The organism is Streptomyces paradoxus, assembly GCF_014202475.1.
In the GTDB taxonomy this organism is placed as follows: Bacteria; Actinomycetota; Actinomycetes; order Streptomycetales; family Streptomycetaceae; genus Streptomyces; species Streptomyces paradoxus.
The window spans coordinates 146,178-170,623 of the sequence record NZ_JACHGV010000005.1; the positions used below are offsets into that span (position 1 = coordinate 146,178).

General features: G+C 71.1%; 26 protein-coding genes and 1 riboswitch. Of the genes, 14 read left to right on the top strand and 12 right to left on the bottom strand.

The window, feature by feature from the left end; genetic code table 11:
* The first annotated feature begins 108 nt into the window (after nucleotides 1-108).
* Entirely contained in the window at nucleotides 109-1,362 is a 1,254-nt protein-coding gene (locus tag HNR57_RS18320) for an ABC transporter substrate-binding protein (RefSeq protein ID WP_184561081.1), read from the top strand.
* 35 nt (nucleotides 1,363-1,397) lie between these two features.
* Nucleotides 1,398-1,643, top strand: coding sequence for a DUF3263 domain-containing protein (locus HNR57_RS18325; protein ID WP_184561082.1), 246 nt, complete (start codon nucleotides 1,398-1,400; stop codon nucleotides 1,641-1,643).
* A 109-nt stretch (nucleotides 1,644-1,752) separates the two neighbouring features.
* Here the strand turns inward: HNR57_RS18325 and otsB are convergent, their stop codons facing one another.
* The 3 genes from otsB to HNR57_RS18340 form a co-directional block, all read right to left on the bottom strand.
* Nucleotides 1,753-2,580: a trehalose-phosphatase gene (gene otsB / locus HNR57_RS18330; protein WP_184561083.1), complete on the bottom strand. Its 828-nt coding sequence runs from the start codon at nucleotides 2,578-2,580 to the stop codon at nucleotides 1,753-1,755.
* A 6-nt stretch (nucleotides 2,581-2,586) separates the two neighbouring features.
* Entirely contained in the window at nucleotides 2,587-3,975 is a 1,389-nt protein-coding gene (locus HNR57_RS18335; protein WP_184561084.1) for an alpha,alpha-trehalose-phosphate synthase (UDP-forming), read from the bottom strand.
* 73 nt (nucleotides 3,976-4,048) lie between these two features.
* Nucleotides 4,049-4,993 carry a glucosyl-3-phosphoglycerate synthase gene (locus tag HNR57_RS18340; RefSeq protein WP_184561085.1) on the bottom strand — a complete coding sequence of 315 codons (945 nt, stop codon included), beginning with the start codon at nucleotides 4,991-4,993 and terminating at the stop codon, nucleotides 4,049-4,051.
* A 155-nt stretch (nucleotides 4,994-5,148) separates the two neighbouring features.
* Nucleotides 5,149-5,305, top strand: a riboswitch (SAM riboswitch).
* Between the two features lie 18 nt (nucleotides 5,306-5,323).
* On the opposite strand from HNR57_RS18340, the gene thrC reads away from it, so the two are divergent.
* The 6 genes from thrC to HNR57_RS18370 all read left to right on the top strand — a co-directional run bounded on the left by thrC (nucleotide 5,324) and on the right by HNR57_RS18370 (nucleotide 12,592).
* Entirely contained in the window at nucleotides 5,324-6,610 is a 1,287-nt protein-coding gene (gene thrC, locus HNR57_RS18345; protein WP_184561086.1) for a threonine synthase, read from the top strand.
* A gap of 85 nt (nucleotides 6,611-6,695) precedes the next feature.
* Nucleotides 6,696-6,971, top strand: coding sequence for a MoaD/ThiS family protein (locus HNR57_RS18350; RefSeq protein WP_003991133.1), 276 nt, complete (start codon nucleotides 6,696-6,698; stop codon nucleotides 6,969-6,971).
* A 446-nt stretch (nucleotides 6,972-7,417) separates the two neighbouring features.
* On the top strand, nucleotides 7,418-7,621 hold the full coding sequence (locus HNR57_RS18355; RefSeq protein ID WP_010035953.1) for a cold-shock protein: 204 nt from the start codon (nucleotides 7,418-7,420) through the stop codon (nucleotides 7,619-7,621).
* Nucleotides 7,622-7,976: 355 nt separating this feature from the next.
* Nucleotides 7,977-9,599, top strand: coding sequence for a chaperonin GroEL (groL, locus tag HNR57_RS18360; protein ID WP_184561087.1), 1,623 nt, complete (start codon nucleotides 7,977-7,979; stop codon nucleotides 9,597-9,599).
* Between the two features lie 218 nt (nucleotides 9,600-9,817).
* Nucleotides 9,818-10,948: an NADH:flavin oxidoreductase gene (locus HNR57_RS18365; protein ID WP_184561088.1), complete on the top strand. Its 1,131-nt coding sequence runs from the start codon at nucleotides 9,818-9,820 to the stop codon at nucleotides 10,946-10,948.
* Between the two features lie 87 nt (nucleotides 10,949-11,035).
* Nucleotides 11,036-12,592: a carboxylesterase/lipase family protein gene (locus HNR57_RS18370; protein ID WP_184561089.1), complete on the top strand. Its 1,557-nt coding sequence runs from the start codon at nucleotides 11,036-11,038 to the stop codon at nucleotides 12,590-12,592.
* A gap of 4 nt (nucleotides 12,593-12,596) precedes the next feature.
* On the opposite strand, the gene HNR57_RS18375 is transcribed toward HNR57_RS18370, so the two are convergent.
* From HNR57_RS18375 to HNR57_RS18395, 5 genes are all read right to left on the bottom strand, one after another.
* A complete protein-coding gene (locus HNR57_RS18375; protein WP_184561090.1) occupies nucleotides 12,597-13,166 on the bottom strand; it encodes a hypothetical protein in 570 nt (189 codons plus the stop codon).
* Between the two features lie 14 nt (nucleotides 13,167-13,180).
* Nucleotides 13,181-13,861 (bottom strand): Uma2 family endonuclease, encoded by a 681-nt coding sequence (locus HNR57_RS18380; protein ID WP_246554734.1) that lies wholly within the window; start codon nucleotides 13,859-13,861, stop codon nucleotides 13,181-13,183.
* Nucleotides 13,862-13,920: 59 nt separating this feature from the next.
* Nucleotides 13,921-14,727: a hypothetical protein gene (locus HNR57_RS18385; protein ID WP_184561435.1), complete on the bottom strand. Its 807-nt coding sequence runs from the start codon at nucleotides 14,725-14,727 to the stop codon at nucleotides 13,921-13,923.
* Between the two features lie 253 nt (nucleotides 14,728-14,980).
* On the bottom strand, nucleotides 14,981-15,172 hold the full coding sequence (locus tag HNR57_RS18390) for a DUF397 domain-containing protein (protein ID WP_184561091.1): 192 nt from the start codon (nucleotides 15,170-15,172) through the stop codon (nucleotides 14,981-14,983).
* Entirely contained in the window at nucleotides 15,156-15,995 is an 840-nt protein-coding gene (locus tag HNR57_RS18395) for a helix-turn-helix domain-containing protein (protein WP_184561092.1), read from the bottom strand. Before HNR57_RS18395 ends, HNR57_RS18390 begins: the two co-directional genes overlap by 17 nt.
* Before the next feature lie 114 nt (nucleotides 15,996-16,109).
* On the opposite strand from HNR57_RS18395, the gene HNR57_RS18400 reads away from it, so the two are divergent.
* On the top strand, nucleotides 16,110-16,355 hold the full coding sequence (locus HNR57_RS18400) for a hypothetical protein (RefSeq protein ID WP_184561093.1): 246 nt from the start codon (nucleotides 16,110-16,112) through the stop codon (nucleotides 16,353-16,355).
* 135 nt (nucleotides 16,356-16,490) lie between these two features.
* Nucleotides 16,491-18,521 (top strand): hypothetical protein, encoded by a 2,031-nt coding sequence (locus tag HNR57_RS18405; protein ID WP_184561094.1) that lies wholly within the window; start codon nucleotides 16,491-16,493, stop codon nucleotides 18,519-18,521.
* A 4-nt stretch (nucleotides 18,522-18,525) separates the two neighbouring features.
* On the opposite strand, the gene murQ is transcribed toward HNR57_RS18405, so the two are convergent.
* Together murQ and HNR57_RS18415 are read right to left on the bottom strand one after the other, a co-directional pair.
* Complete coding sequence (murQ, locus tag HNR57_RS18410) at nucleotides 18,526-19,458, bottom strand: N-acetylmuramic acid 6-phosphate etherase (protein ID WP_184561095.1); 933 nt, start codon at nucleotides 19,456-19,458, stop codon at nucleotides 18,526-18,528.
* 46 nt (nucleotides 19,459-19,504) lie between these two features.
* Nucleotides 19,505-20,440 (bottom strand): MurR/RpiR family transcriptional regulator, encoded by a 936-nt coding sequence (locus HNR57_RS18415; protein WP_184561096.1) that lies wholly within the window; start codon nucleotides 20,438-20,440, stop codon nucleotides 19,505-19,507.
* Nucleotides 20,441-20,495: 55 nt separating this feature from the next.
* Here HNR57_RS18415 and HNR57_RS18420 point away from each other — a divergent pair, with 55 nt between their 5' ends.
* Nucleotides 20,496-20,879: a DUF8819 family protein gene (locus HNR57_RS18420; protein WP_184561097.1), complete on the top strand. Its 384-nt coding sequence runs from the start codon at nucleotides 20,496-20,498 to the stop codon at nucleotides 20,877-20,879.
* 7 nt (nucleotides 20,880-20,886) lie between these two features.
* The gene (locus HNR57_RS18425; protein WP_184561098.1) at nucleotides 20,887-21,174 is read left to right on the top strand and encodes a DUF4031 domain-containing protein; all 288 of its coding nucleotides are present in this window, start codon (nucleotides 20,887-20,889) and stop codon (nucleotides 21,172-21,174) included.
* Here the strand turns inward: HNR57_RS18425 and HNR57_RS18430 are convergent.
* Together HNR57_RS18430 and HNR57_RS18435 are read right to left on the bottom strand one after the other, a co-directional pair.
* A complete protein-coding gene (locus tag HNR57_RS18430; protein WP_184561436.1) occupies nucleotides 21,144-22,202 on the bottom strand; it encodes a GNAT family N-acetyltransferase in 1,059 nt (352 codons plus the stop codon). The two genes, HNR57_RS18425 and HNR57_RS18430, sit on opposite strands and share 31 nt — an antisense overlap.
* Before the next feature lie 34 nt (nucleotides 22,203-22,236).
* Complete coding sequence (locus tag HNR57_RS18435; protein WP_184561099.1) at nucleotides 22,237-22,899, bottom strand: HD domain-containing protein; 663 nt, start codon at nucleotides 22,897-22,899, stop codon at nucleotides 22,237-22,239.
* A gap of 47 nt (nucleotides 22,900-22,946) precedes the next feature.
* On the opposite strand from HNR57_RS18435, the gene HNR57_RS18440 reads away from it, so the two are divergent.
* A complete protein-coding gene (locus tag HNR57_RS18440) occupies nucleotides 22,947-23,627 on the top strand; it encodes a maleylpyruvate isomerase family mycothiol-dependent enzyme (RefSeq protein WP_184561100.1) in 681 nt (226 codons plus the stop codon).
* Between the two features lie 104 nt (nucleotides 23,628-23,731).
* Nucleotides 23,732-24,424: a copper homeostasis protein CutC gene (locus HNR57_RS18445; RefSeq protein WP_184561101.1), complete on the top strand. Its 693-nt coding sequence runs from the start codon at nucleotides 23,732-23,734 to the stop codon at nucleotides 24,422-24,424.
* Nucleotides 24,425-24,446: the final 22 nt, after the last annotated feature.

The window sequence follows — 24,446 nt, forward strand, 5'->3', positions numbered from 1 at the left end:
ACAAGAGGTCTAGTCCACTCGCGTGGTGTAGACCTTATTCCGGATATCGAAAAGTTTCAGAGGCGGCGACGCCAGGGTTGGGGAAGAACAGCGGTGCAGCGGCGGCGAATGGCAGGGACGATCGCGGCGGTGTCCGCACTGGGCATGACGGCGGTTCTCGGCGGCTGCGGCGTCACGGGCGGCTCGGGGGACGTGACGCTCAAACTGGTCGCCGCCGACTACGGCGACAGCGCGGCCAACAGCTCGAAGAAGTACTGGGACAAGCTCGCCGACGAGTACGAGGCCGATCACCCCGGCGTCACGATCGACGTCAGCGTCTACTCCTGGAACGACGTCGACCGCAAGGTCAGGGAGATGGTCGCCGCCGGTGACCCGCCGGACATGGCCCAGATCGGCGCCTACGCCGACTACGCGGCCAAGAACCAGCTCTACAAGGCCGACGACCTGCTCTCCATACCCGTGCAGGCCGACTTCGTCGGGCAGCTGGCCTCCGCGGGCCAGGTGAAGGGCGTGCAGTACGGGATGCCGTTCGCCGCCTCCACCCGCGTCCTCTTCTACAACAAGACCCTCTTCGCCAAGGCCGGCATCACCCCGCCCGAGTCCTGGGACGACCTGGCCGAGGACGCCGAGGCGCTCAAGGCCGAGGGTGTGAAGTACCCGTACGCGCTGCCGCTCGGCCCGGAGGAGGCGCAGGCCGAGACCATGCAGTGGATGCTCAGCGGCGGGGGCGGCTACACCGACAGCGTCGACAGCTACGGCATCGACTCCCCGGAGAACATCGACACCTTCTCCTGGCTGAAGAACGACCTGGTCGGCAAGGACCTGACCGGGCCGGTCGCGCCGGGCGAGCTGAACCGGGCCGCGGCGTTCGCCGCGTTCGCCAAGGGCCAGGTCGGCATGCTCAACGGCCACCCCTCGCTGATGAAGATCGCCGAGAGCAAGGGCGTGAAGTACGGCATGGTGCCCATGCCGGGCAAGGGGGGCCCGAGCAAGTCGACGCTCGGTGTGGCCGACTGGATGACGGCCTTCCGCGAGAACGGCCACCGCGACCAGATCGGCGACTTCCTCGACTTCGTCTACAGCGAGAAGAACGTGCTGGCCTTCTCCCGTGAGTACGACCTGCTGCCGGTCACCTCCTCCGCGTCCACCACCATGGCCGCCTCCGAGGAGGACCGGCACCTCAGGCCGTTCCTGGAGGAGCTGCTGGCCTCCGAGCTCTACCCGGTCGGCAAGACCTCCTGGGCCGATGTCAGCGCCCTGGTCAAGCAGCAGATCGGCAAGGCCGTCGCGCCCGGCGGCAGCCCCTCGGGCGTCCTCGGCCACCTCCAGGCGGCGGCGGGCCGGGCGGAGAGCGCGGAGTAGCTCCGCTGTCGGTGGCAGGGGTTACGGTGCCGGGCATGGACGAGGACACGGGTGAGCAGGGGCTGGGGCGCCGGGAGCGGGACATCCTCGCGCTCGAACGCCGGGGCTTCTCCGGCCCGGGCGTGAAGGAACGGGCCATACGCGAGGAGCTGGGGCTCGCCCCTGTGCGGTACTACCAGCTTCTCAATGCCCTGCTGGATGACGCTCGGGCGTTGGAGCATGATCCGGTGACGGTGAACCGGCTGCGGCGTGTCCGGGAGACGCGTCGGTCGGAGCGCTGAGGACCGTAGGGCTTTCTGCCGTGGCGGGGTGCGGGTGCGTTGTGGTTGATCGCGCCCCGCGGCGGAGCCGCATATCGATGCTGCCCCGCGCCCCTATGGGGCGCGACCCTCAGCCGATCAGATTCGCCAGCGAGGCCAGGAGCTCTACGACGCCCTCCGGGCCGTCCACCACCACGTCCGCCCGTTCGCTGAGCTCGGTCACCTCGTCGCTGCCGCTGCACACCAGCAGGCCCGGGGTGCCGGATGTGCGGAGGGTGTCGACGGCGGAGTAGGCGGGCAGGTCGCCCAGGTCGTCGCCGCCGTAGAGGACGGATCCGGCGCCGATCTCCCGGGCGAAGCCGGTCAGGGCGACGCCCTTGTCCATGCCCGGCGGGCGCAGTTCGAGGACCATGCGGCCGGGCTCCACGATCAGGCCGTGCCGGGTCGCCAGGCCGGTGAGCGGCTCGCGCAGGGCCTCGAAGGCGGCCTGCGGGTCGGCGGCCCGGCGGGTGTGCACGGCCACCGCCCGGCCCTTGTCCTCGACCCAGGTCCCGCTCCCTTCGAGCAGCCCGGGCAGCTCGGCACGGACGGCGTCGACGCCGGGGTGCGGGTCGGGGGCGGTGACCTTGCCGCTGCGGGCGTCCCACCGCTCGGCGCCGTAGTGCCCGAGGACGACCAGGTGCTCAAGACCGGGCACGTCCGCGAAGCCGCCGTTGCGCACGGCGACCTCGGCCGGCCGGCCGGTGATCACCGCGACGGCGGCGACCTTCGGGGCGAGCGCCACCAGCGCGCCCAGCGCCTCCGGATGGGCCCGGGCCAGCTCCGGATCGGCGACGATCGGCGCGAGCGTCCCGTCGAAGTCCAGCGCGACCAGCGCCTTGCCGGGGTCGGCGAGCAGGGCGGCGAGCCCGTCCTCGCCGGCCTTCGTGACAGGCGCGGGCAGCCCGTTCGCGTTCATCGCCGCTCAGCCCCTCAGCGCGTCGAGCTGGTCCACGAACCACTGGGCCGGCGGCAGTGCCGTCGCCGCCGCTGCCAGGCGCTTGCTGCGCTCGGCCCGTTCCTCCGGGCGCATCGACAGCGCCTCGTGCAGGGCCGTCGCCGTGCCCGTCACGTCGTAGGGGTTCACCGTGATCGCGTCCTCGCCCAGCTCCTCGTGCGCCCCGGCCTCCCGCGACAGGACCAGCGCGCAGCCCGCGTCGGAGACGACCGGGACCTCCTTGGCGACGAGGTTCATGCCGTCCCGGATGGGGTTGACGAGGGCCACGTCCGCCAGCCGGTACGCGGCCAGGGAACGGGCGAAGTCGTCCTTGACGTGCAGCACGACCGGCGTCCAGCCCGGCGTGCCGTACTCGGCGTTGATCTCGTCGGCGACGCGCTGCACCTCGGCCGTGTAGTCCCGGTACACCGCGAGGTCCTGCCGCGAGGGGTAGGCGAACGCCACGTGCACCACCCGCTCGCGCCACTCGTCGTGGGTCTCCAGCAGGCGGCGGTAGGCCAGCAGGCCGCGCACGATGTTCTTGGACAGCTCGGTGCGGTCGACCCGGACGATGGTGCGGCGGCCCTCGCCGATCTCCTGCCGCAGCGCGGCCATCCGCTCCTCGACGTCCGGCTCGTGCGCCCGCTTGCGCAGGAAGTCCGCGTCGGCGCCCAGCCCGTGCACCCCGACCCGCGTGCCCCCGAGCCCTCCGGCGAACCGCTCGGCGCACTCGGTGAACGCCTGCGCCCAGCGCTCGGTGAGGAAACCCAGCCGGTCAGCGCCGAGCATGCCGCGCAGCACCTGCCCGGCCACGTCGTCCGGCAGCATGCGGAAGTACTCGGGCGGCGCCCACGGCGTGTGCGAGAAGTGCCCGATGCGCAGGTCGGGCCGCAGCTCGCGGAGCATGCCCGGCACCAGCGTCAGGTGGTAGTCCTGCACCACCACCGCCGCACCCTGCGCCGCCTCCTCGGCCAGCGCCTCGGCGAACGCCCGGTTGTACGCCTCGTAGGACGCCCACTGCCGGCGGAACTCCGCGTCGAAGACCGGCTCCAGGGGTGTCTGGTAGAGCATGTGGTGCACGAACCACAGGACCGAGTTGGCGATGCCGTTGTACGCGTCGGCGTGCATGCCGGCCGGGATGTCCAGCATCCGCACGCCGTCTTCACCGGCCCCGCGCCGGACCGCCTCCCGGTCGCCGTCGGACAGCGCCGAGCACACCCACAGCGCGTCCGCGTCCGAGCCGATCGCGGAGAGGCCGGAGACCAGCCCGCCGCCGCCCCGTTTGGCGTCCAGCGAACCGTCCTCACTCACCGTGTAGGAGACCGGGCCCCGGTTGGAGGCCACCAGCACCCGTGCAGCACCGTACGTTGAAGCCATAAGCCTCAACCTAGCCCGGCCCGTAAACGCTCAAACGTACGGATCTGCCGTGCCCGGCCGAAAACGGCCCCGGTCAGGCCGCTTTCCGCGCCTGGTACTCGGCGATCTCCACCATCGGCGGACGCTCCTCGGTGTCCACGGAGTACGTGCGCGGCTCGAAGCCGTCCTCCCCCCGCTCGAACTGGGTCAGGGACGGCCGGACCAGATGCCCTCGCGCCAGCCGCAGCTGGGCCGTGCGGTAGATCGCGGCGGCCATCCGGCCGAGCGCCTGCCCGTCCTGGTGCCGGTGCTTGCGCACCCCGACGTCCACCTGGGCGAGGGCGCCCAGGCCCGACAGGTGCAGGGCGTCGACCAGCATCCCCAGCTCCACGCCGTAGCCGACGGGGAACGGCAGCTGCTCCAGCAGCGAGCGGCGGGCCGCGTACTCGCCGCCGAGCGGCTGAACGAAGCCGGCCAGCTGCGGCCAGTGCATGTTGAGCAGCGGCCTGGCCATCAGCTCGGTGACCCGGCCGCCCTGCCCGGCGGCACCGGAGAGCGGCCGGTCGTACATGGCCTTCACCAGGTCCACGTCCGGCTCCGTGAGCAGCGGGCCCACGATCCCGGAGACGAAGTCGGACGAGAAGTCCCTCAGGTCCGCGTCGACGAAGCAGACGATGTCCCCGTGGGTGGCGAGCAGCGAGCGCCACAGCACCTCGCCCTTGCCGGGCACGGCGGGCAGGCGCGGGAGTATGCCGTCCCGGTGCACCACCCGGGCGCCCGCGGCGGCGGCCACCTCGGAGGTGCGGTCGGTCGAGCCGGAGTCCACGACGACCAGCTCGTCGACGAGCGGGACCTGCCGCATCAGGTCGTGGCGGATGACGGCGACGATGTCGCCGACGGTCGCCTCCTCGTTGAGGGCGGGCAGCACGACGCTGACCGTCTGGCCCGTGCGCTGCTTGGCGGCCAGGATCTGGTGGAGCGGGCGATCGTTCGCGGACCAGGAACGGGTGCTCAGCCAGCGCTCGACTTCTTCCAGCACCGTGGCGGCTCCTCTGCGTTCTCCAGGCGGGACAGACTGTGATCCATCTCGCGGTTCGGACGACTATCTCAACTGTCCTGGTCGTCGGTTACAGTCTTGAACAAGGCGGATGACCATCGCATGTCCGGGGTCACCCGCCGCCCACAACCACATACAGCTCATCCAGAGGGGCAGAGGGAAACGGCCCGATGAAGCCCCGGCAACCCTCCAGTCGGTACTCGTAGGTCACTGTCGACCACATGCGCGAGGCTCCCGGCTCGGGAAGGTGCCAAATCCGTCTCACGGCGAGATGCGTCGTGAGGAAGATGAGGAGAAAGGGCCTCGCCTCACATGGCTGTGCAGACTGTTGCAAGCACCACTGACTCCACCGTAGACCTCGGTCCCGCCGCAGCGCTGAGCTGCCGCGAGTGCGGTCACCGCGTGCCCCTCGGACCGGTCTTCGCGTGCGAGGAGTGTTTCGGCCCGCTGGAGATCGCCTACGACTTCTCGGCCTACGACACCGAGGAGCTCCGCAAGCGGATCGAAGCGGGCCCCGCGAACATCTGGCGCTACGCCCCGCTGCTGCCCGTCCCGGCCGACGTGGCGGACAAGCCGAACATCAACCCCGGCTGGACCAAGCTCGTCAAGGCCGACAACCTGGCCCGCGAGCTGGGTGTCGACGCCGGCAAGCTGTTCGTCAAGGACGACTCCGGCAACCCGACGCACTCCTTCAAGGACCGTGTCGTCGCCCAGGCCCTGGAGGCCGCCCGCGCCTTCGGCTTCACCACGCTCTCCTGCTCCTCCACCGGAAACCTCGCCGGTGCGGTGGGTGCCGCCGCGGCCCGCGCCGGCTTCCGCTCCTGCGTGTTCATCCCGCACGACCTGGAGCAGGGCAAGGTCGTCATGGCCGCGGTATACGGCGGCGAGCTCGTCGGCATCGAGGGCAACTACGACGACGTGAACCGCTTCTGCTCCGAGCTGATCGGCGACCCGGCCGGTGAGGGCTGGGGCTTCGTCAACGTCAACCTGCGGCCGTACTACGCGGAGGGTTCCAAGACCCTCGCGTACGAGATCTGCGAGCAGCTTGGCTGGCAGCTGCCGGACCAGCTGGTCGTCCCGATCGCCTCCGGCTCGCAGCTCACGAAGATCGACAAGGGTCTGCAGGAGCTGATCAAGCTCGGGCTGGTCGAGGACAAGCCGTACAAGATCTTCGGTGCGCAGGCCGAGGGCTGCTCGCCGGTGTCGACGGCGTACAAGGCCGGCCACGACGTGGTCCGGCCGCAGAAGCCGGACACCATCGCCAAGTCCCTCGCCATCGGCAACCCGGCGGACGGCCCCTACGTGCTGGACATCGCGCGGCGGACCGGCGGTGCGGTGGAGGACGTGAACGACGAGCAGATCGTCGACGCGATCAAGGTTCTCGCGCGGACCGAGGGGATCTTTGCGGAGACCGCCGGTGGTGTGACGGTGGGTGTGACGCGCAAGTTGATCGAGAACGGGGTGCTCGACCCGTCGTTGACGACCGTGGTGCTGAACACGGGGGACGGGCTGAAGACGCTGGATGCGGTGGCCGGGACCGGGCTGACCGCGACGATTCGTCCCAACCTCGATTCGTTCCGTGAGGCTGGGCTCGTCTGATCGTTGTCGGCTGCGGGCCTGTGGGGGCTGGTCGCGCAGTTCCCCGCGCCCCTAGGTATCTCGCCCAACCGGAGGTTTTGAAGTCATGAGCGTCACCGTTCGGATCCCCACCATCCTGCGTACCTACACCGGCGGGCAGGCCGAGGTCGCCGCCGAGGGCGCGAACCTCGGTGAGGTCATCGCCGATCTGGAGAAGAACCACACCGGGATCGCCGCCCGGGTGCTCGACGACCAGGGCAAGCTGCGCCGGTTCGTCAACGTGTACGTGAACGACGACGACGTGCGGTTCGAGCAGGGGCTGGAGACGGCGACGCCGGACGGTGCCGGTGTGTCGATCATTCCCGCCGTCGCCGGTGGCTGAACCGGTCGCCCGGCCCGATTGTTACCTTCGGTAACGACGATTACCGAGAGTTCATCGAATTGCCCCCTCCGTGAGAGAAGCGGAGGGGGCAATTCTGCGTGGTTGAGCGGGGTACAGTTGGGGAACGCGATACCGATCCCCTGATCGGAACCCTGAATTCCTGCCGCGAGTCCGACAAGATGTAGCCAAAGTGTGCACGTCTTTCGCGGCTTTTGTTCCTTTTGTGTGGCCCGACTTGCCCTGAATTCGGGCGAATTCTCCCCACATTCCGGACCCTGCGCGTCCAGAATTCTCGTCCGATTGACCTGTTGCAGACGGCAGTTGGACAGATACATTCAGCCGCGGTCGACGCGTTCCGGCGCACGCCCCCAACCGTGGGGGGTGAGGTCTGACCCGGGTCCGCGAAGTGTGGATCTGTGCAAGGGCCAGTAATAGGGGAGTTAGGCATGGCTCAGGGCACCGTCAAGTGGTTCAACGCGGAGAAGGGGTACGGCTTCATCGCGGTCGACGGTGGTGCGGATGTTTTCGTCCACTACAGCGCGATTCAGATGGACGGCTACCGCACCCTTGAAGAGGGCCAGCGGGTCGAGTTCGAGATCTCGCAGGGCCAGAAGGGACCGCAGGCCGACATGGTTCGCGTCTCTGCCTGAACGCGCACCACGACCAACGCTCAAGCGACCGGTCTTCTCAGAAGGGCCCGTACCCCCCGGGGTGCGGGCCCTTCCGCGTGTTCGAAGGGTCCGCCGGCCGGTGTTCGAAGGGCCCGCCGGCCGGTGTTCGCGGGCGGCTGACGCCCCCGCCCGATCCCCGGGAGGCGCTTGCACTCGCAGGGGTCGAGTGCTAATCATTGCGTTAGCACTCTGAAGGTGAGAGTGACAACGTAAGGACCGGGTCGGTGAGGCCCGCAGGCCAGGTGGGAAGGAACCACAAGGCTGGCGAGCCGTCCGTCGCGGGCGCGGGCGCGGTCCGAAGTAATCACCCCCAGTCCTGGAGGGACCACTTCACATGGCCAAGATCATCGCGTTCGACGAGGAGGCGCGGCGCGGCCTCGAGCGCGGCATGAACCAGCTCGCGGACGCCGTCAAGGTGACGCTCGGCCCCAAGGGCCGCAACGTCGTCCTCGAGAAGAAGTGGGGCGCGCCCACGATCACCAACGATGGTGTCTCCATCGCCAAGGAGATCGAGCTCGAGGACCCGTACGAGAAGATCGGCGCCGAGCTGGTCAAGGAAGTCGCCAAGAAGACGGACGACGTCGCCGGTGACGGTACGACCACCGCGACCGTTCTCGCCCAGGCCCTGGTGCGCGAGGGTCTGCGCAACGTAGCCGCCGGCGCCAACCCGATGGCCCTCAAGCGCGGTATCGAGAAGGCCGTCGAGGCCGTCTCCGCCGCCCTGCTGGAGCAGGCGAAGGACGTCGAGACCAAGGAGCAGATCGCTTCCACGGCCTCCATCTCCGCCGCCGACACCCAGATCGGCGAGCTCATCGCCGAGGCCATGGACAAGGTCGGCAAGGAAGGCGTCATCACCGTCGAGGAGTCCCAGACCTTCGGTCTGGAGCTGGAGCTCACCGAGGGTATGCGCTTCGACAAGGGCTACATCTCGGCGTACTTCGCCACCGACATGGAGCGTATGGAGGCCGTCCTCGACGACCCGTACATCCTGATCGCGAACTCCAAGATCTCGAACGTCAAGGACCTGCTCCCGCTCCTGGAGAAGGTCATGCAGTCGGGCAAGCCGCTGCTGATCATCGCCGAGGACGTCGAGGGCGAGGCCCTGTCGACCCTGGTCGTCAACAAGATCCGCGGCACCTTCAAGTCCGTCGCCGTCAAGGCCCCGGGCTTCGGCGACCGCCGCAAGGCGATGCTGCAGGACATCGGCATCCTCACCGGCGGCGAGGTGATCTCCGAGGAGGTCGGCCTCAAGCTGGAGAACGCCACGCTCGACCTGCTGGGCAAGGCCCGCAAGGTCGTCATCACCAAGGACGAGACCACCATCGTCGACGGTGCCGGCTCGGCCGACCAGGTCCAGGGCCGCGTGAACCAGATCCGCGCCGAGATCGAGAACAGCGACTCGGACTACGACCGCGAGAAGCTGCAGGAGCGCCTGGCGAAGCTCGCCGGCGGTGTCGCGGTCATCAAGGCCGGTGCCGCCACCGAGGTTGAGCTCAAGGAGCGCAAGCACCGCATCGAGGACGCCGTGCGCAACGCCAAGGCGGCCGTCGAGGAGGGCATCGTCGCCGGTGGTGGCGTGGCCCTGCTGCAGGCCTCCCAGGTCTTCGAGAAGCTGGAGCTCGACGGTGACGAGGCGACCGGCGCCAACGCCGTGAAGCTCGCGCTGGAGGCCCCGCTGAAGCAGATCGCCGTCAACGGTGGTCTCGAGGGCGGCGTCGTCGTGGAGAAGGTCCGCAACCTCACCGTCGGCCACGGCCTGAACGCCGCGACCGGTGAGTACGTCGACATGATCGCCGAGGGCATCATCGACCCGGCGAAGGTGACCCGTTCCGCGCTGCAGAACGCCGCCTCCATCGCCGCGCTGTTCCTCACCACCGAGGCCGTCATCGCCGACAAGCCGGAGAAGGCCGCCGCGCCCGCCGGCGGCGGCATGCCGGGCGGTGACATGGACTTCTGATCGACCCGGTCGATCAACGTCCTTTCCGAGGGCGGCACTTCCTGTTCCGGCAGGGGGTGCCGCCCTCGGGCGTGTCCGGGTGCGTTGCGGGGTGAGTGCGGAGCGCGTGTCCGGGATCACAGCGGGGGTGGGATGGCCCTGACGGGACCGGATGGTTGAAGGTTAGGTCGTCCCATGCGTATGCACATACCCCCCGGTATCCGAAAGTGAGCCCCCACGTGACTGTCGCCGCCTCCGCCTCCCGCGCCGCCGAAATCCTGTCCCGGCCCGTATCGCTGGGCGGCCTGACCGTTCCGAACCGGATCGCGATGGCGCCGATGACCCGCATGTTCTCCCCGGGCGGCGTGCCCGGCGAGGACGTCGTGTCGTACTACGCGCGCCGCGCCGCCGCCGGAGTCGGCCTGATCGTCACCGAGGGCACCTACGTCGGCCACGAGTCGGCCGGGCAGAGCGACCGCGTGCCGCGGTTCCACGGCGAGGAGCAGCTCGCGGGCTGGGCGAAGGTCGCCGAGGCGGTGCACGCCGCGGGCGGCACCATCGTGCCGCAGCTCTGGCACATCGGCATGGTCCGCAACCAGGGCGAGCCGCCCGTCGCCGATGCCCCGGCCGTCGGCCCCTCCGGGCTGCGCCTCGGCGCGACCGAGCCCACCGGCAAGGCCATGACCCAGGCCGACATCGACGCCGTCATCGGCGCGTTCGCCGAGGCCGCTGCCGCCGCCGAGCGCATCGGCTTCGACGGCGTGGAGCTCCACGGCGCCCACGGCTACCTGCTCGACCAGTTCCTGTGGGAGGGCACCAACCGCCGCACCGACGCCTACGGCGGCGACCGGGTCGCCCGCGCCAAGCTCTCGGAGGAGATCGTCGCGGCCGTCCGCGAGACCGTCTCCGCCGACTTCCCCATCATCTTCCGCTACTCCCAGTGGAAGCAGGAGGCCTACCGCGCCCGCCTCGCCGAGACCCCGGAGGAGCTGGAGTCCATCCTGACGCCGCTCGCCGCCGCCGGAGTCGACGCCTTCCACGCCTCCACCCGCCGCTACTGGGTCCCCGAGTTCGAGGACTCCGACCTCAACCTGGCCGGCTGGACCAAGAAGCTCACCGGCAAGCCCGCCATCACCGTCGGCTCGGTCGGTCTGGACGGTGGCGACTTCCTCAAGTCCTTCCAGGGCGAGGGCGCCGAGGTCGGCGACCTCGACAACCTCCTCGACCGCTTCGAGCGCGACGAGTTCGACATGGTCGCCGTCGGCCGCGCCCTGCTCCAGGACCCGCAGTGGGCCCGCAAGGTCCTCGACGGGCGCTTCGACGAGCTGGCCCCCTACGACGCTGCGGCGGCGCTGAAGACGCTCAGCTGAACCGGCACCTGTGACTCTGGATCTCCTTGCGTCAGTCAAGGACACTGGCTGAACGCTTGTTCACCGGCACCTTGTGAGGAGATCCAGATGGCCACGACCGAGTCCCACCCGCCGACGGGCGGTCTTTCCGAGGAGCCCGCACCGGTGGTCCGTACGACCGCCGGTGCGGTGCGCGGCCGGAGGGAAGAGGGACTCGCGGTCTTCCGCGGCATCCCGTTCGCCGCACCCCCGGTGGGCGAGGCCCGCTTCATGGCCCCCCGCCCCGCCCTCCCTTGGGACGGCATACGCGACGCGCACGCCTTCGGCCCGCCGCCCCCGCAGGACCTCGGCAACCTGGGCGGCCCGGGCCTGCTCGACGTGCCCGAGGGCGACGAGTGGCTCACGGTCAACGTCTGGACGCCCGAACCCGACCCGGCGGCCCGCCTGCCGGTGATGGTGTGGATCTACGGCGGCGCCTACAAGCTGGGCCACTCCGGCAGCCCCGGCTACGACGCCCGGCGCATCGCCACCGAGGGCGACGTGGTGGTCGTCTCCCTCAACTACCGCCTGGGCATGGAGGGTTTCGCGTTCATCGAGGGCGCTCCCGCCAACCGCGGACTGCTCGACCAGGTGGCCGCGCTGGAGTGGGTGCGGGACAACATCGAGTCCTTCGGCGGGGACCCCGGCCAGGTCACGGTCTTCGGGGAGTCCGCGGGCGCGGGTTCGATCGCCTCGCTGCTCGCCATGCCGAACGCGGCCGGTCTGTTCCGGCGGGCGATCGCGCAGAGCGTGCCGGGGACGTTCTTCTCCGACGCCCTGGCCCGGGACATCGGCACCGCCCTCGCCGCCGAGCTGGGCCTGCGCCCCACGGTGGCCGACCTCTCGACGATCGCGCCGCACCGACTGACCTCGGCGGGCGAGACCCTCAGCGCCAAGATGCTCCAGCGCGTCGACCGCTGGGGCCAGGCGGCGCCCACGGTCACGCCCTTCTCCCCGGTGGTCGACGGGGAGGTCCTGCCGTCCATGCCGTGGCAGGCCCTGCGGTCCGGATCGGCGAAGAACGTCGACCTCCTCGTCGGCCACAACCGCGACGAGTACCGCCTGTTCATCGCCATGGCGGGCCAACTGGGGCGGATCACCGAGGAGAGGGCGGCCTCGGCCCTCCGCCTGTTCGCCCCCGGTCCCGACGGCGAGCAGGCCTACCGCACGGCCTTCCCCGACGCCTCCCCGAGCGAGCTCCACGAACGCGTCCAGACGGACTGGCTGTTCAACATGCCGACCCTGCACCTGGCCGAGGCCCAGCGCGCGGGCGGCGGACGCGCGCACGTCTACGAACTGACCTGGCCGGCCCCGGGCAACGGCGGCGCACTCGGTGCCTGCCACGGTCTGGACATCCCGCTGCTGTTCGGCACGTACAGCGCGGACCTGGGGCTGCTGCTGTTCGCGGGCGTGGAGCCGTCCGCCGAGGCGCTGTCGCTGGCGTCCCGCTTCCGCGCGTCCTGGACGGCGTTCGCGAGGACGGGCGACCCGGGCTGGCCGGCCTACGACGACGAGCAGCGGCTGGTGCAGGTGCTGGACGCGGAGCCGGTCGTCACGGCGTACCCGGAGGAGCGGTCGCGGCGGCTGTGGGAGGGGTACGAGTTCCTGCCCCTGCCGCTGCTGTAGGGGTCTAGAGGTTGCCCATCGGCTCGATGTCGATCCGCACGGGCGTCCCCCACACCCGCAGCACCTCGTAATCGGTGAACTCGTGCACCAGCCGGTACGCCATGGCGGCCCGGGGTGCCTTGCGCTGGGCGTTGATGAACAGCTCCGCCTCGCGCCGGTCCCGGCGCGGGGTGCCGCACAGCTGCCACGTCTGGCCGTTCCACAGCTCCGCCAGCCAGCGCTGCTGGGGCTGGGGGCGGTCGCCGCGCACGCCGTAGCGGGACGGTGCGGGTTGGATGGGCTGGTGCTGGGGGGCGGGCCCGTTGAACTCGTTTCGGCGGGCGGCCCGGCGCCGCGTCTCGCACAGCAGGCACAGGTCGGGGGCTGCCTCGTCGACCGGGCCGTTCGGGTGCTCGGGGCAGCGGGTGGTGGGCGCGGCGTTCGCGACGCTCTCCTCCAGCAGGTCCAGCGCGCGCTTCAGATCGGCCTTGACCTCGTGCAGCTTGGCGTCCGGGGTGTCGGCCGTGAGGGCCTCCCCGTGCTCGCCGAGGAGTCGGAGGGCGCGGCCTAGGGCGGTGAGCTGGGCGTGGTTCATGGTGCCCATTGTCCTCAGTCCGCGTAGTCCTTGAGTTTCTCGGTGTCGAGCGTGATGTTCACGGGGGCGGGGAGCTCGACGGTGGCGCCCCAGGGGTGTCGGGAGATCTGCTGGTAGCGGCCGTCTTTCGGTTCGCTGTGGACGGTGAGTGTGTTGTTGTCGCGGTCGATGAGCAGGTAGACGGGGATGTCGGCCGCTGCGTAGCCGACGGGCTTGTCGATGCGGTCGCGTTGATCGGTGTCGCGGTCGTGGGAGGTGATCTCCACGGTCATCAGGGCACCGTCGGGGTCGGACCACTCGCCGTCGCCCCGAAAATGATCCACTGGCACGAGCGTTCCGTCCGTGCGAGCGCGACCCTTGCGGTAGGCCTCTGCCTTGACGCCGGACTCGGGAACGAGGTCCAGGTCAGGCCGGTGCTGCATGCACTGGCGCAGCAGCCACATGAAGATCGAGCGGTGGTTGCCGTCCGGCACAGCTTTGACCTCTACCTTTCCATCGATGTACTCAAGCCGCACCGTCTCGGGCGCTACCGCGGCAAGCTCTTCGAACTCGTCCACGTCGAGCGGGCCGTGCCGGATGCACAGTCGCCCGCCCAGGAACTCCAGCCTGTTCCGGATCTCCCTCGGAGCCCTGCTCACGAGTTCGTCGAAGTCCTCGACATTCATCTGCGGGCGGTCGGTCGTGTCTCGGGTCATGGCTTTGCCTCCTTCCCTCCATCGTGCCCCGGGCTGGTGGCGCCGGACCGTAGGAGCCGTCATGTGTGTGCCCTCTCTTGTCGTTGTCGGGACATCGCAACGCGGATCTGGGCCGCGTGGTCGTGGACCGTGGGGGCGGACAGGGGTGCGGGGGGTTGTGCGGGGGTGTGTTCGCCCCGGCAGGCGCTGCAACGCCCCCCTGGCAGGGTTTCCGGTCGCCCCGGGGCGCCGCAGTTTGCGCACTCCAGGACCCGTAGGGGTGGGCGTGGAGCGGGTGGGGGTGGGAGTTTGCTGGTCAGGCGGTTGCGGACCAGTGCGGCGGCGTGGTGGACGGGCGTCGGCAGGCCGGCGGTGAGCGCACGCAGTACGTCGTCTTCCGAGGCGCCCCGCGCGAACCAGTCCGTCACGAGGGGAGCCAGGGCCGCGCAGTCTGCCTCGGAGAGGGACAGCACGGGCATGGTGCGGCCGAGGGCTGCCAGGAGGATGTGGGCCCGGGAGCGGGTGGGGCGTGCTGCCTGCCGCGGTACGTCGCCGCGGGTGAAGGCGGCCCACCAGTCGTCATCCTGGGCGGTGCGGGACCACCACGATCGGGTGATCCAGCGGGAGCTGCCGTCGTCGGCCGTGATGCACTCCCGGCCTCGCCGCAGGTGCCCTGCCCCTTGGAGGTGGTTGAGGGCCGTGCCGAGGGCGCACTGTCCGTACGGGAGCTGTTTGGCCAGCGTCTTTACGGAGATGTCGGCGCCGTCGGGGAGGCGGTCGAGGTAGGTGGCGATGGAGGCTTCGCGCGGTGAGAGGTGTGCGAAGTCGTGGTTGGTGCGGGGGAGTTGGTCTGGGGCGCTGCGTTTGCCGTAGCCCGGGCCCGCCATGGGGTGCGCGGACGGGGAGGCAGCACTAGAGTTGGCTTCAGCCATGGGATCGACTGCTTTCGATCTCGATGGTTAAGCCCCCGCAGGTGTTGGTAGCACCGGGCGGGGGCTGTTGCTTTGTGCAGGGAACGTTAGAGGTACGTGACTGTCCGTGGCAAGCCGGACGCGTCGCGTCAACTCTCGGGGTGGGAGGGTGGGTTGAGGCCCTCCACCCATTCCTTGAAAAGAGGGCTCGAAGCCCGGGTCCCGAAGCTCAGGCCGTCTCGTCCTTGAGGTTCTCGACGAACGCGGACCAGGCGGTGGCCCGGAACACGAGCTTCGGGCCTTCGGGGTTCTTGGAGTCGCGAACGGGGATGAGGGTGCGGTGGCCGTCGGCTATCTCCAGGCAGTCGCCGCCGCTGCCGCCGCTGTAGCTGGACTTGTACCACTCAGGCGTGTTCCTCATGGCCGCAATCCTGCGCGATGTCTTCGATGAGAGCCAGGGATCCGTCCGGGGGGAGGGCGCAGGCGGTGAGGAGCTGGAAGGTACGCCGCTGGTGGTGGACGGTTGCCGGGTCATCCTCCAGTCGTCCCGTGCCGACTCCCTCGAAGTAGAGCAACGGAGGCGCGTCCTCGAAATCCATCAGCTTCATGGAGCCCTCCATCGACGCGTGGGCTCCCGCGCCGAACGGCAGCACCTGCACGATGATCCGGTTCCTGCGGATCAGGGCCGTGACATGGCGTAGCGCTCCTGCCATGACCTCTCGCCCACCGGTCTCCCTCCGTAGTGCAGCCTCGTCAATCACCATCCACAACAACGGGCTTGTTGGATCGTCGAGGATGCGAGCCCTGTCCATCCGTGCAGTCACCAACTCCTCGATCACCGCCTCCGGTGCTGTGGGCCGGTACGCGCGGAACACGGCCCGTGCGTACGCGGGGGTTTGCAGCAGCCCGGGAATGAGGAGCGGCGCGAACTGCCGGATCTCAGTAGCCGCAGCCTCCGCCTCCGCCGCCTCCGCAAAGTGGTCCGGATACTTCGACTTCGCCGCCGCCGCACAGTTCCGCTGGAAGAAATCCTCCGTCCCCAGCACCTCGTCCAGCAGCCGCGCATACTCCCGCTGCAACCTCCGCGTCCCCGCCTCCAGTTGCCCGATGAACGACCCGCTCACGAACAGCCGCTGCCCCAGTTCCTCCTGGCTCAGGCCGGCCTTCTCGCGGGCGTGGCGGAGTTCGGCGCCCAGGAGGGCCCGTGGGGAGGAGGACGGGTCGAGGTCCCTGGATCCGGGCATGGGCGACTCCCTGTCGTACACATCGGGTTGTTGGACCGCCGTATCTGGCCAGGTTAGGGATGCCTCGGCCACGCTGTGTGGTGAATCACAAACTCAGCGTGGAGGTAGGACAGGATGCGCTCGACCGAAGAGATCGTGAAGTCGCTGCGGGACGCCCTCGCGGGAGTCGGTGTCGTACTGCCGTCCCTGCGCGTGGACCCGGTCACGGCCGCGCGTGACGAGCCGTTCGCCCTGGTCGATCTGGGGCGGTGCAACGTACGGACGGCCGAGCAACTCACCGACGTACTGCGGTCGTTGCCCGTGCGGGAGGCCCTGCGGGCTCGCGTTCGGCAAGTCAACCGGGAGCCCAAGTCACGGTGAAGTAATTGCCAACGGCGGATGTACAACCATTCGCCCTCCACCACCGTCGAACAGGCGTATCGCGCATACGCCGGCGTTCGCCCCACCGCACGCCACTCCGGAAATCACATCCTTTCCCCAGAGGAATCCTGTCTTATGACGTTCCGTTGGCTGTGCGGTGTCCTGCGTGTGCGCGGGAAGACCGACCTTCTTCTCGTGTTCCTGTTCGCCGCCGGATTCGCCGCACTGCCCGTCTTCGCACTGCTCCCCTCGCTGTGGGGGTTCGCCGCCGCCTCGGCCGTGACCTACGCCGTGGACGAGGTGCTGCACTCGCGCGCTCCCGCCTTCGTGCGGCGGCTGGCAGCGTTGCAGCTGACCCGGACGATGCGGTTCGCCGTGCGGACGGTGATGCTGCTGGCGCTGGCCGACCGGATGGACGCGCCGGGCGCGGTGCTGGTGGCCGCACTGGCCGTCTTCAGCGCTCACTTCAGCCTGGTGATCCTGTACACGGCGGTGCACCACGCCATCCGGCGGCGCCGCACGCTGCCGGTCGTGGTGCGCAACCTCGACATGAGCGGGGCGGGCATCCCGCAGTCGCCGCCCGCGCTCCTCTACCGGCGCTTCCTGCGCAAGCTGCTGCACCTCGACCTGCCGGCCCATGCCGGGCTCCTCGCCGCGCTCGCGGCCGGGGCGTGGCAGCCCGCGGGCGTCGGATTCGCCCTCACCGCCGGGCTGGCGGCCGCGGCCGTGGCGGCGCTGCTGGGGCAGCTGCGCCGGGCCCGGCGGATGCCGCCGGACGACGAGGTGATCGCCGAGCTCAACCGGCAACTCGCCGGATACCGGCCGGAGGTGGCGCTGTACTTCAGCTTCGCGGCCGTGTCGCGGGACTTCATGTACCAGGTCAACATGTGGATCGAGACGCTGGAGCAGCTCGACCGGCGGCCGCTGATCATCCTGAGGGAGCGGGCGTCGTTCCGCTACCTCGGCCGTACGTCGATCCCGGTCGTGTGCGTGCCGAAGGCCGACGACGTGGCGCAGCTGGAGCTGCCCCAGCTGCGGGTCGTCCTCTACCCGGGCAACGCGGGCAAGAACGTGCACATGCTGCGCGTCGCCGAGGCCAAGCACGTGTTCATCGGGCACGGCGACAGCGACAAGCTCGCCAGCAGCAACCGGGTGAGCAAGGTGTACGACGAGATCTGGGTGGCCGGGCGGGCCGGGCGCGACCGCTACCAGCGGGTGCGGCACGCGATCAGCGACTCGGCGATCGTCGAGGTGGGCCGCCCGCAGCTGTCGTCGATCCGGCTGCACGCCGACCATGTGCCGGGGCCGGTGCCGACCGTGCTGTACGCGCCGACCTGGGAGGGCTGGAGCGACGACGACTGCCACACGTCGCTGATCCCGATGGGCGTGCCGCTGGTCGAGAGGCTGCTCGCCGAGAACGTCCGCGTCCTCTACAAGCCGCACCCCCTCACCGGCAAGCGCTCCCGGGTGGCGGCCGAGGCGGACCGGGCCGTCCGGGAGCTGCTGCGCGCCGACAACGAGCGGCGGGACGCCCAGGAGGCCGAGGCCGCGATCGCCGCCGCCCGGCCACGGCTCGCCGAGATCCAGGCCCGGCTCGGCGAACTGTCCGGGCGGCTCACCGGCGACGACGCTCAGCAGGTGCGCGATGCGCGCCTCCCCGCCGGGGACGGGGAGGCGGAGTGGCACGAGCTGCGGGCCGAGTGGCACCGGCTCTTCTGGCAGAGCCGGGGGCCGGTCCGGCACCAGGTGATCCTCAAGCAACTGCCCACGCTGTACGAGTGCTTCGACCAGGCCGACATGCTCATCAGCGATGTCTCGTCGGTCGTCGCGGACTTCGTGGCGAGCCTCAAGCCGTACGTCCTGACCAACGCGAACGACCTGCCCGACGAGGAGTTCCGGGCGGCGTACACCACCGCCGGGGGCGCCTACCTGCTCGACCGGGCCTGCATCCGCCTGCCGGAGATCCTCCGGTCGGTCCGCGAGCCGGCGCACGACCCGATGGCACCCGAGCGCCGGGTCCTCAAGGAGTACGTCCTCGGCCCGGACCGCCCCACGTCGATGGAGCGCTTCAACACGGCGGTCAGCGCCCTGGCCGAGAAGGCGACGGCGGAACAGGCCGAGCGGCTGGGGGAGGGGGAGGAACAGCGGGTGGTCGTGGGGGCGTGACGGTTCAGCCGGCCGCCGCCAGGGCCGCGCGCAGGTGGCCGTCGGACTCTTCCAGCAGCCTGGCCGCCGTCGGTCCATCGACGTCGGCCAGGAGGGCGAGGATCGCGTTCTTGACCTCGCCGTCCGTGGCGGTCAGGGCCCGCTCGATGTCCTCCTCGGCGGCTCCGGTGGCGAGGGCGACGATGCGGTGGGAGCGGGCCCGGAGCTTGTCGTTCGACGCGCGGACGTCGACCATCAGGTTCCCGTAGGTCTTGCCCAGCCGGATCATCGTGATCGTCGAGAGCATGTTGAGGACGAGCTTCTGCGCCGTGCCGGCCTTCAGGCGGGTGGAGCCGGTGAGCAGTTCGGGACCCACGACGATCTCGATGCCGTGGTCGGCGGCGGCCGCGAGCGGGCTGCCGGAGTTGCAGGCGAGGCCGATGGTGAGGGAGCGGCAGGCGCGGGCGTGTTCGACCGCGCCGATGGCGTACGGGGTGCGGCCGGAGGCGGAGACGCCGACCACGGTGTCGTCGGGGGTCAGGTCGAGGGCCTTCAGGTCCGCCTCGGCCAGGTCCCGGGAGTCCTCCGCGCCCTCCACCGAGGTGACCACGGCATCCCGGCCGCCCGCGATCAGGCCGACGACCCGGGAGGGGTCGGTGTTGAACGTGGGCGGGCACTCGGAGGCGTCCAGGACGCCCATCCGGCCCGCCGTGCCCGCGCCCGCATAGACCAGGCGGCCGCCCCGGGCCATCCGCTCGGCGACGGCGTCGATCGCGGCGGCGATCTGCGGCAGCCGGGCCGCTACCGCCCCGGCCACGGTTGCGTCCTCGCCGTTCATCAACCGGGCGATGTCGAGGGTGGGCAGCCGGTCGATGTCCGCGAGTTCCGGCCGGAAGGCCTCGGTGGTCAGGGACTCCAACTCGGTCCTGAGATCACGGGGGCTGGAGGTGGAGGTCATGGACGGCTCTTTCCGTGTCTTTCCGGTGCTGGGCGGGGCGGCGGCCTCAGGAACGATGCCGGTGGGCCAGCGCCTCGTACGACGCCGACAGCGCCGGCGCCGCCGTCTCGTACGTCCGCTGCGCCACCCCCACGAACAGGCAGTCCACCACGAGGAGCTGGCCGGTCCGGGACGACATCGCCGCCGGACGCAGCTCGCTCTCGCGTGCGGTGGACGTGGTGAGGACATGATCGGCGTACTGCGTGACCGGGCCGTCCGGGCGGCCGGTGATCGCCACCGTCGTCGCACCGCACTCGAAGGCGACCCGCAGCGGCTCGATGACGTCCCCCGTCGACCCGGAGTGCGTGACGGCGACCGCGACATCGCCCGCGCGCAGTTGGACGGCGTTGGTGACGGCGAGGTGCGGGTCGCTGTGGGCGTGGGCCAGGAGCCCTATGCGCAGCAGCTTCTGCGTGAGGTCCTGGGCGACCAGGCCGGAGGCCCCGACGCCGTACACGTCGGTGCGGCGGGCCGTGGTCAGCGCGGTGACGGCCGCGCCCAGTTGGACGGTGTCGAGACCGGCGGCGGTGTCGGCGAGGGTCTGCTGCTCGTCGTAGGCGAGCTTGGCGACCACGTCGGCGATCGGGTCGTCGACGGCGATGTCCGTCGTGATGGCCGGGGCGCGGCCCGACTGCTGCTGCGCGGCGAGGCCGGCGAGCGCCAGCCGCAGGTCCCGGTAACCCGGATAGCCCAGCAGGCGGGCGGTGCGTACGACGGTGGCCTCGCTGGTGCCGGTGAGTTCGGCGAGGCCGGTGACCGTGAGGGCCGCGCAGCCGGCCGGGTCGCCCGCGACGGCCTCGGCGACGCGCTGCATGGAGCGCGTCATCGACGGGCCCAGCGTGCGGACCTTGGCCGCGAGGGCGGCGGGGGCGGGCGGGGCGCCGCTCACCCCGGAGGAGCCGCTCCGATCGCGGGCGAAAATTTCCTTCACGTCTCGGGTCACGATTGAAAGATATTTTCGGGGCGGCGACGGGGTCAAGAGTGCGCACAATGGGTGCATGGATCCCATCAGCCCCCTGGAGCAGGCGCTGCACGCCGCGCGCGCCCTCGTGCTGGCCGACCTCGTCGCGGGACGCGTCGCCGAGGCGGATGTCGTGTCCCTGGTCGAGGAGTCCGTCAAGCAGCGGCGATGGTGGGTCGAGCAGTGGCCCGAGGGAGCCCGGTACGTGGCCGGTCTGGTCGCGCAGGACGTCCAGGACGCCCTGCTGGAGCGGTACGGCCGCTGGCCGCTGTGCCCGGTGTGCGGCGCCGGTGAGCCGCACGCCCTCGACGTGGAACCGGAGTTGGGGCCCGACCCGCACTGGGTGTGCAGCGAGGCGGGCGTGAAGGTCGCGGCGGTGGGATCGCTGGGCGAGGCCACCGGCGGGCCGGCGTCCTCGTGAGGCCTTCGTGACGATCTACATCGACCCGCCGACCTGGCCCGGCCACGGCCGCATGTGGTCCCACCTCGTCAGCGACGTCTCCTACGACGAGCTCCACACCTTCGCCGCGCGCCTCGGCGTCCCCCGCCGGGCCTTCGAGCGCGACCACTACGACATCCCCGGCGAGCGGTACGCCGACGCGGTGCGGGCCGGGGCGGTGGAGGTCGGCAGCCGCGAGGTGGTGCGGCTGCTGCACGCGGCTGGGCTGCGGCGGCCCAAGGGGCGCTATCCCTCCCGGGACTCGCGCAGCTCGTAGGCCAGGTGCTCGGGGTCCTCGGCGGGCACCTGGGTGAATCCGGCCCGTGCGAGCACCTTCTGCGACGGCAGGTTGCCCCGCTCGACCACCGCGACCACGGTCCGCGCCTCGTCCCGGTCCAGCGCCCACGCCGACAGCGTGCGCAGCGCCTCGGTGGCGTAGCCGTGGCCGCGGGCGCCCTCGACCAGGTCGTAGCCGATCTCGACCCGCCCTGCCTCGTCCGGGACGCCGTGGAAGCCCATGGCGCCGAGCGCGCGGCCGTCCTCGCGCCGGACGAGCACGTACATGCCCCACTCCGGGCGGTGGACCCCGTCCTCGTACTGCTTGTGGACCAGCCCGGCGCCGACCCGGGTGCCCTCGACCGGGCCGCCCTCGATCCACTCGAAGCCGCCGTCGCCGACCGTGGACAGGTCGGTGGCCGCCGCGGGGGTGACGCCCTCCAGGGTGAGCCGCTCGGTGCCGATCACCAGGTTGTTGTTCCAGCGCCACTCGGTCACCGGGGCGCGGCCGGGCAGGTCCCCGCGGCCGGTGGCCCACAGCAGCGTCGGCCATGGGGTGGGGCCGGGCTGGACGTGCGGGAAGAGCCGGGTGAGCACGAAGTCGCACAGCTCGGGCGCCGGTTCGTACGACAGGCCCAGCCCCTCGGAGATGTCGTGCGTGTGCAGCAGCACCTCGATCACACCCATCGCGGCGAACCCCTCACGGTTCGCGCTGCGGAACGGGTACGGGTGGAAGGCCCGCACGTCCCGCGGGGTGGTGCGGACCGCGGCGGCGAGCAGGGCACCCATCGCGCCGATCACCCGCACCACGCCCGCGTTGTCGGTCCCCTCCTCCAGAGCGATGTCGAACGGCGAGTACCCGTCCTGCTCCCGCCCCGCGAGCTGCCCCGCGTACGCGATGAGATCGTCGGCGATGTGCACGGCCGTCTCCCGGCAGCTCCACTCCAGCCGCCCGGCCCGCACCCCTTCCCAGTCCCGCTCGGTGACCGCCCCCAGCAGGCTCACGCACTCGGCGACGGCCTGCTCCACCTGTTCCGCTCCCGTTGTCCACATGGCGGGCAGGCTACGAGGAGTTCCGGGGTGGGAGCGACAGCATTTCCAGCTCGGCGGTGAGGTTGTAGCGGGCCGTGGCCTCCCACTTGGCGGTGCCGTGCGGTGTCCTGAACAGGCGGGGGAGGTCGAGGAGTTGGCGCAGGATCGCGGCGCGGCCCTCGCGGAAGGCGTCGCTGGGGACGAAGTGGTACTCCTCGCGGACGGCCGCGGTGTAGGCGGCGTACGCCGACGGGGGCGAGGCGAGGATCGCGAGGTCCGCGTCGCACAGGACCTGGCCGTCGGGGTCGTCGTCGTCGGGGTCGTGGGTGACGGTGAGGCGGACCAGGCGGGCCACCTCGGCGGTCTTGGCGTCGGGCACGCCGGCTTCGGCGAGGGCGCGTTCGGCGAGGCGGGCCGAGCGCTCCTCGTTCTCGGAGCGGTCGGGCAGGTAGACCGCGTCGTGGAACCAGGCGGCCAGCCGGACCACGTCCGGGTCGTGCGCGTACCGCTCCAGTTCGTCGACGCGGTCGAGGACCGCCGTCAGGTGCCCGACCGTGTGGTAGCGGCGCTGGGGCTCCTGCCAGCGGGTGAGCAGGGCATCGGCGTACGGCGCCGGGTCAGGGCCGCCGGCCGGGCCCCGGGCCGCTTCCAGGGTGCGGGCGAAGCGGGTGCGCAGGGAGTCGAGATCGGCCATGGGGGCATTCTCCCGCCGAGCGGGGTCGGGCACCTAGCGTGGGGGTCATGACGACACCTGCTGATGTTCCAGACGTACGGGACCCCGAGCAGCCCGGGCGGCTGCTGACGATCGAGCGTGACGCGCTGATCCCGCTGCTGCGGGACCGGGCCGGGGAGGACTTCGCGCTGCCTGTCGCCGCGTGTCCGGGCTGGACGGTGCGGGACGTGCTGGCGCACTGCTCGGCCGCGCTGACCCGGGTGGCGGAGGGCCGGTTCGAGGAGGGCGTGTTCTCGCCCGAGGCCAACGACCGGGACATCGCGGACCGGGCCGGCTGGAGCGACGCGCGGGTCGTCGACGAGCTGGAGCGGGGGATGGGCGCGGCCGGGCCCGCGATCGCCCGGGCCGGCGGCAGGCTGGACGGCCTCGCCCTCGGGGAGTGGGTGCACGCCGGGGACGTCCGCGAGGCCCTCGGCGAGCCGGGGGCGTACGGCGGGGCCGGGCTGCCGGACGCGCTCGCGCTGCTCGCCCGGATCACCCGCGAGCGGGGACACGTGCCGCTGCACGCCGACCTCGACGACCTGGACGAGCCGCTGCGGCTCGGGGAGAGCGGCGGGGAGCGGCCCCCCGGCCGTTTCATCGGGGACGGGTCCACGCTCGTACGGCTGTACACGGGACGGCCGGTCGACGGGGTGCCGGCGTTCGAGCTGGCCGGGGTGGAAGTGAAGGAGCTGAACATCTACGGCTGAGGCGCCGTCCCGGGGGCTTCGGATCGCGCGGGAGTGGGCAGCGTAGTCTTTGATTGGACTAGACCTGTCGCCGAACGCCGACGCCCATCCGACGAAGGGGCCCCATGAGCAAGCGTGCAGTCCTGGAGGTGATCGCCCTCGGCGTCGAGGACGCGGTCGCCGCCCAGGCGGGAGGCGCGGACCGCCTTGAACTGGTCACCGACATGGCGGCCGACGGGCTCACGCCGTCGGCCGCCACCGTCGCCGGGATCCGCCGGGCGGTCGACATCTCCCTGCGGGTGATGATCCGTCTGGCGGACGGGTTCGCTGCGGGGGATGTCGACCGGCTCGCCGATACGGCTGCGGAGCTGCGGGAGGCCGGGGCGTCGGAGTTCGTGCTGGGCTTCCTCGATGGAGGGGGTGCGGTCGACCTGGCGGCCGTGAAGCGGGTGGTGGCGGTGCTGGACGGATGCCCCTGGACGTTCCACCGGGCCATCGACCGGGCCGCCGACCGGGCCGCCCTGCGCAAGCAGTTGGACGGGATGCCGGGGCTGGACACGTATCTGACGGCCGGGTCGGCGGACGGGGTCGACGGCGGGCTGGCCGTGCTGATCGCGGAGGCCGGGCGGGCCGGGGAGCCGGGCTACGGGCAGCAGTTGCTGGTGGGCGGCGGGCTGCGGCTCGATCATGTGCCGATGCTGCTGAAGGCCGGGGTCGACGGCTTCCACATCGGCGGGGCGGCCCGGCCGGAGGGCTGGGAGGCGCCGGTGTCGGCGGAAGCCGTCGCACGGTGGCGGGCCGCCCTGGACGCCGTCTGAACGCCCTGGGCCTCCCCCCTGG

Bases quoted from the DNA above. Each gene is read 5' to 3' on its own strand.
- HNR57_RS18375 (WP_184561090.1), bottom strand. From the start codon at position 13,166: ATGAACCACGCCCAGCTCACCGCCCTAGGCCGCGCCCTCCGACTCCTC.
- murQ (WP_184561095.1), bottom strand. From the start codon at position 19,458: ATGACCTCCACCTCCAGCCCCCGTGATCTCAGGACCGAGTTGGAGTCC.
- HNR57_RS18370 (WP_184561089.1), top strand. From the start codon at position 11,036: ATGGCCACGACCGAGTCCCACCCGCCGACGGGCGGTCTTTCCGAGGAG.
- HNR57_RS18435 (WP_184561099.1), bottom strand. From the start codon at position 22,899: ATGGCCGATCTCGACTCCCTGCGCACCCGCTTCGCCCGCACCCTGGAA.
- HNR57_RS18355 (WP_010035953.1), top strand. From the start codon at position 7,418: ATGGCTCAGGGCACCGTCAAGTGGTTCAACGCGGAGAAGGGGTACGGC.
- HNR57_RS18405 (WP_184561094.1), top strand. From the start codon at position 16,491: ATGACGTTCCGTTGGCTGTGCGGTGTCCTGCGTGTGCGCGGGAAGACC.
- HNR57_RS18385 (WP_184561435.1), bottom strand. From the start codon at position 14,727: ATGGCGGGCCCGGGCTACGGCAAACGCAGCGCCCCAGACCAACTCCCC.
- HNR57_RS18325 (WP_184561082.1), top strand. From the start codon at position 1,398: ATGGACGAGGACACGGGTGAGCAGGGGCTGGGGCGCCGGGAGCGGGAC.
- otsB (WP_184561083.1), bottom strand. From the start codon at position 2,580: ATGAACGCGAACGGGCTGCCCGCGCCTGTCACGAAGGCCGGCGAGGAC.
- HNR57_RS18350 (WP_003991133.1), top strand. From the start codon at position 6,696: ATGAGCGTCACCGTTCGGATCCCCACCATCCTGCGTACCTACACCGGC.
- HNR57_RS18445 (WP_184561101.1), top strand. From the start codon at position 23,732: ATGAGCAAGCGTGCAGTCCTGGAGGTGATCGCCCTCGGCGTCGAGGAC.
- HNR57_RS18380 (WP_246554734.1), bottom strand. From the start codon at position 13,861: ATGACCCGAGACACGACCGACCGCCCGCAGATGAATGTCGAGGACTTC.
- HNR57_RS18400 (WP_184561093.1), top strand. From the start codon at position 16,110: ATGCGCTCGACCGAAGAGATCGTGAAGTCGCTGCGGGACGCCCTCGCG.
- HNR57_RS18320 (WP_184561081.1), top strand. From the start codon at position 109: ATGGCAGGGACGATCGCGGCGGTGTCCGCACTGGGCATGACGGCGGTT.
- HNR57_RS18395 (WP_184561092.1), bottom strand. From the start codon at position 15,995: ATGCCCGGATCCAGGGACCTCGACCCGTCCTCCTCCCCACGGGCCCTC.
- HNR57_RS18390 (WP_184561091.1), bottom strand. From the start codon at position 15,172: ATGAGGAACACGCCTGAGTGGTACAAGTCCAGCTACAGCGGCGGCAGC.
- groL (WP_184561087.1), top strand. From the start codon at position 7,977: ATGGCCAAGATCATCGCGTTCGACGAGGAGGCGCGGCGCGGCCTCGAG.
- thrC (WP_184561086.1), top strand. From the start codon at position 5,324: ATGGCTGTGCAGACTGTTGCAAGCACCACTGACTCCACCGTAGACCTC.
- HNR57_RS18335 (WP_184561084.1), bottom strand. From the start codon at position 3,975: ATGGCTTCAACGTACGGTGCTGCACGGGTGCTGGTGGCCTCCAACCGG.
- HNR57_RS18420 (WP_184561097.1), top strand. From the start codon at position 20,496: ATGGATCCCATCAGCCCCCTGGAGCAGGCGCTGCACGCCGCGCGCGCC.
- HNR57_RS18440 (WP_184561100.1), top strand. From the start codon at position 22,947: ATGACGACACCTGCTGATGTTCCAGACGTACGGGACCCCGAGCAGCCC.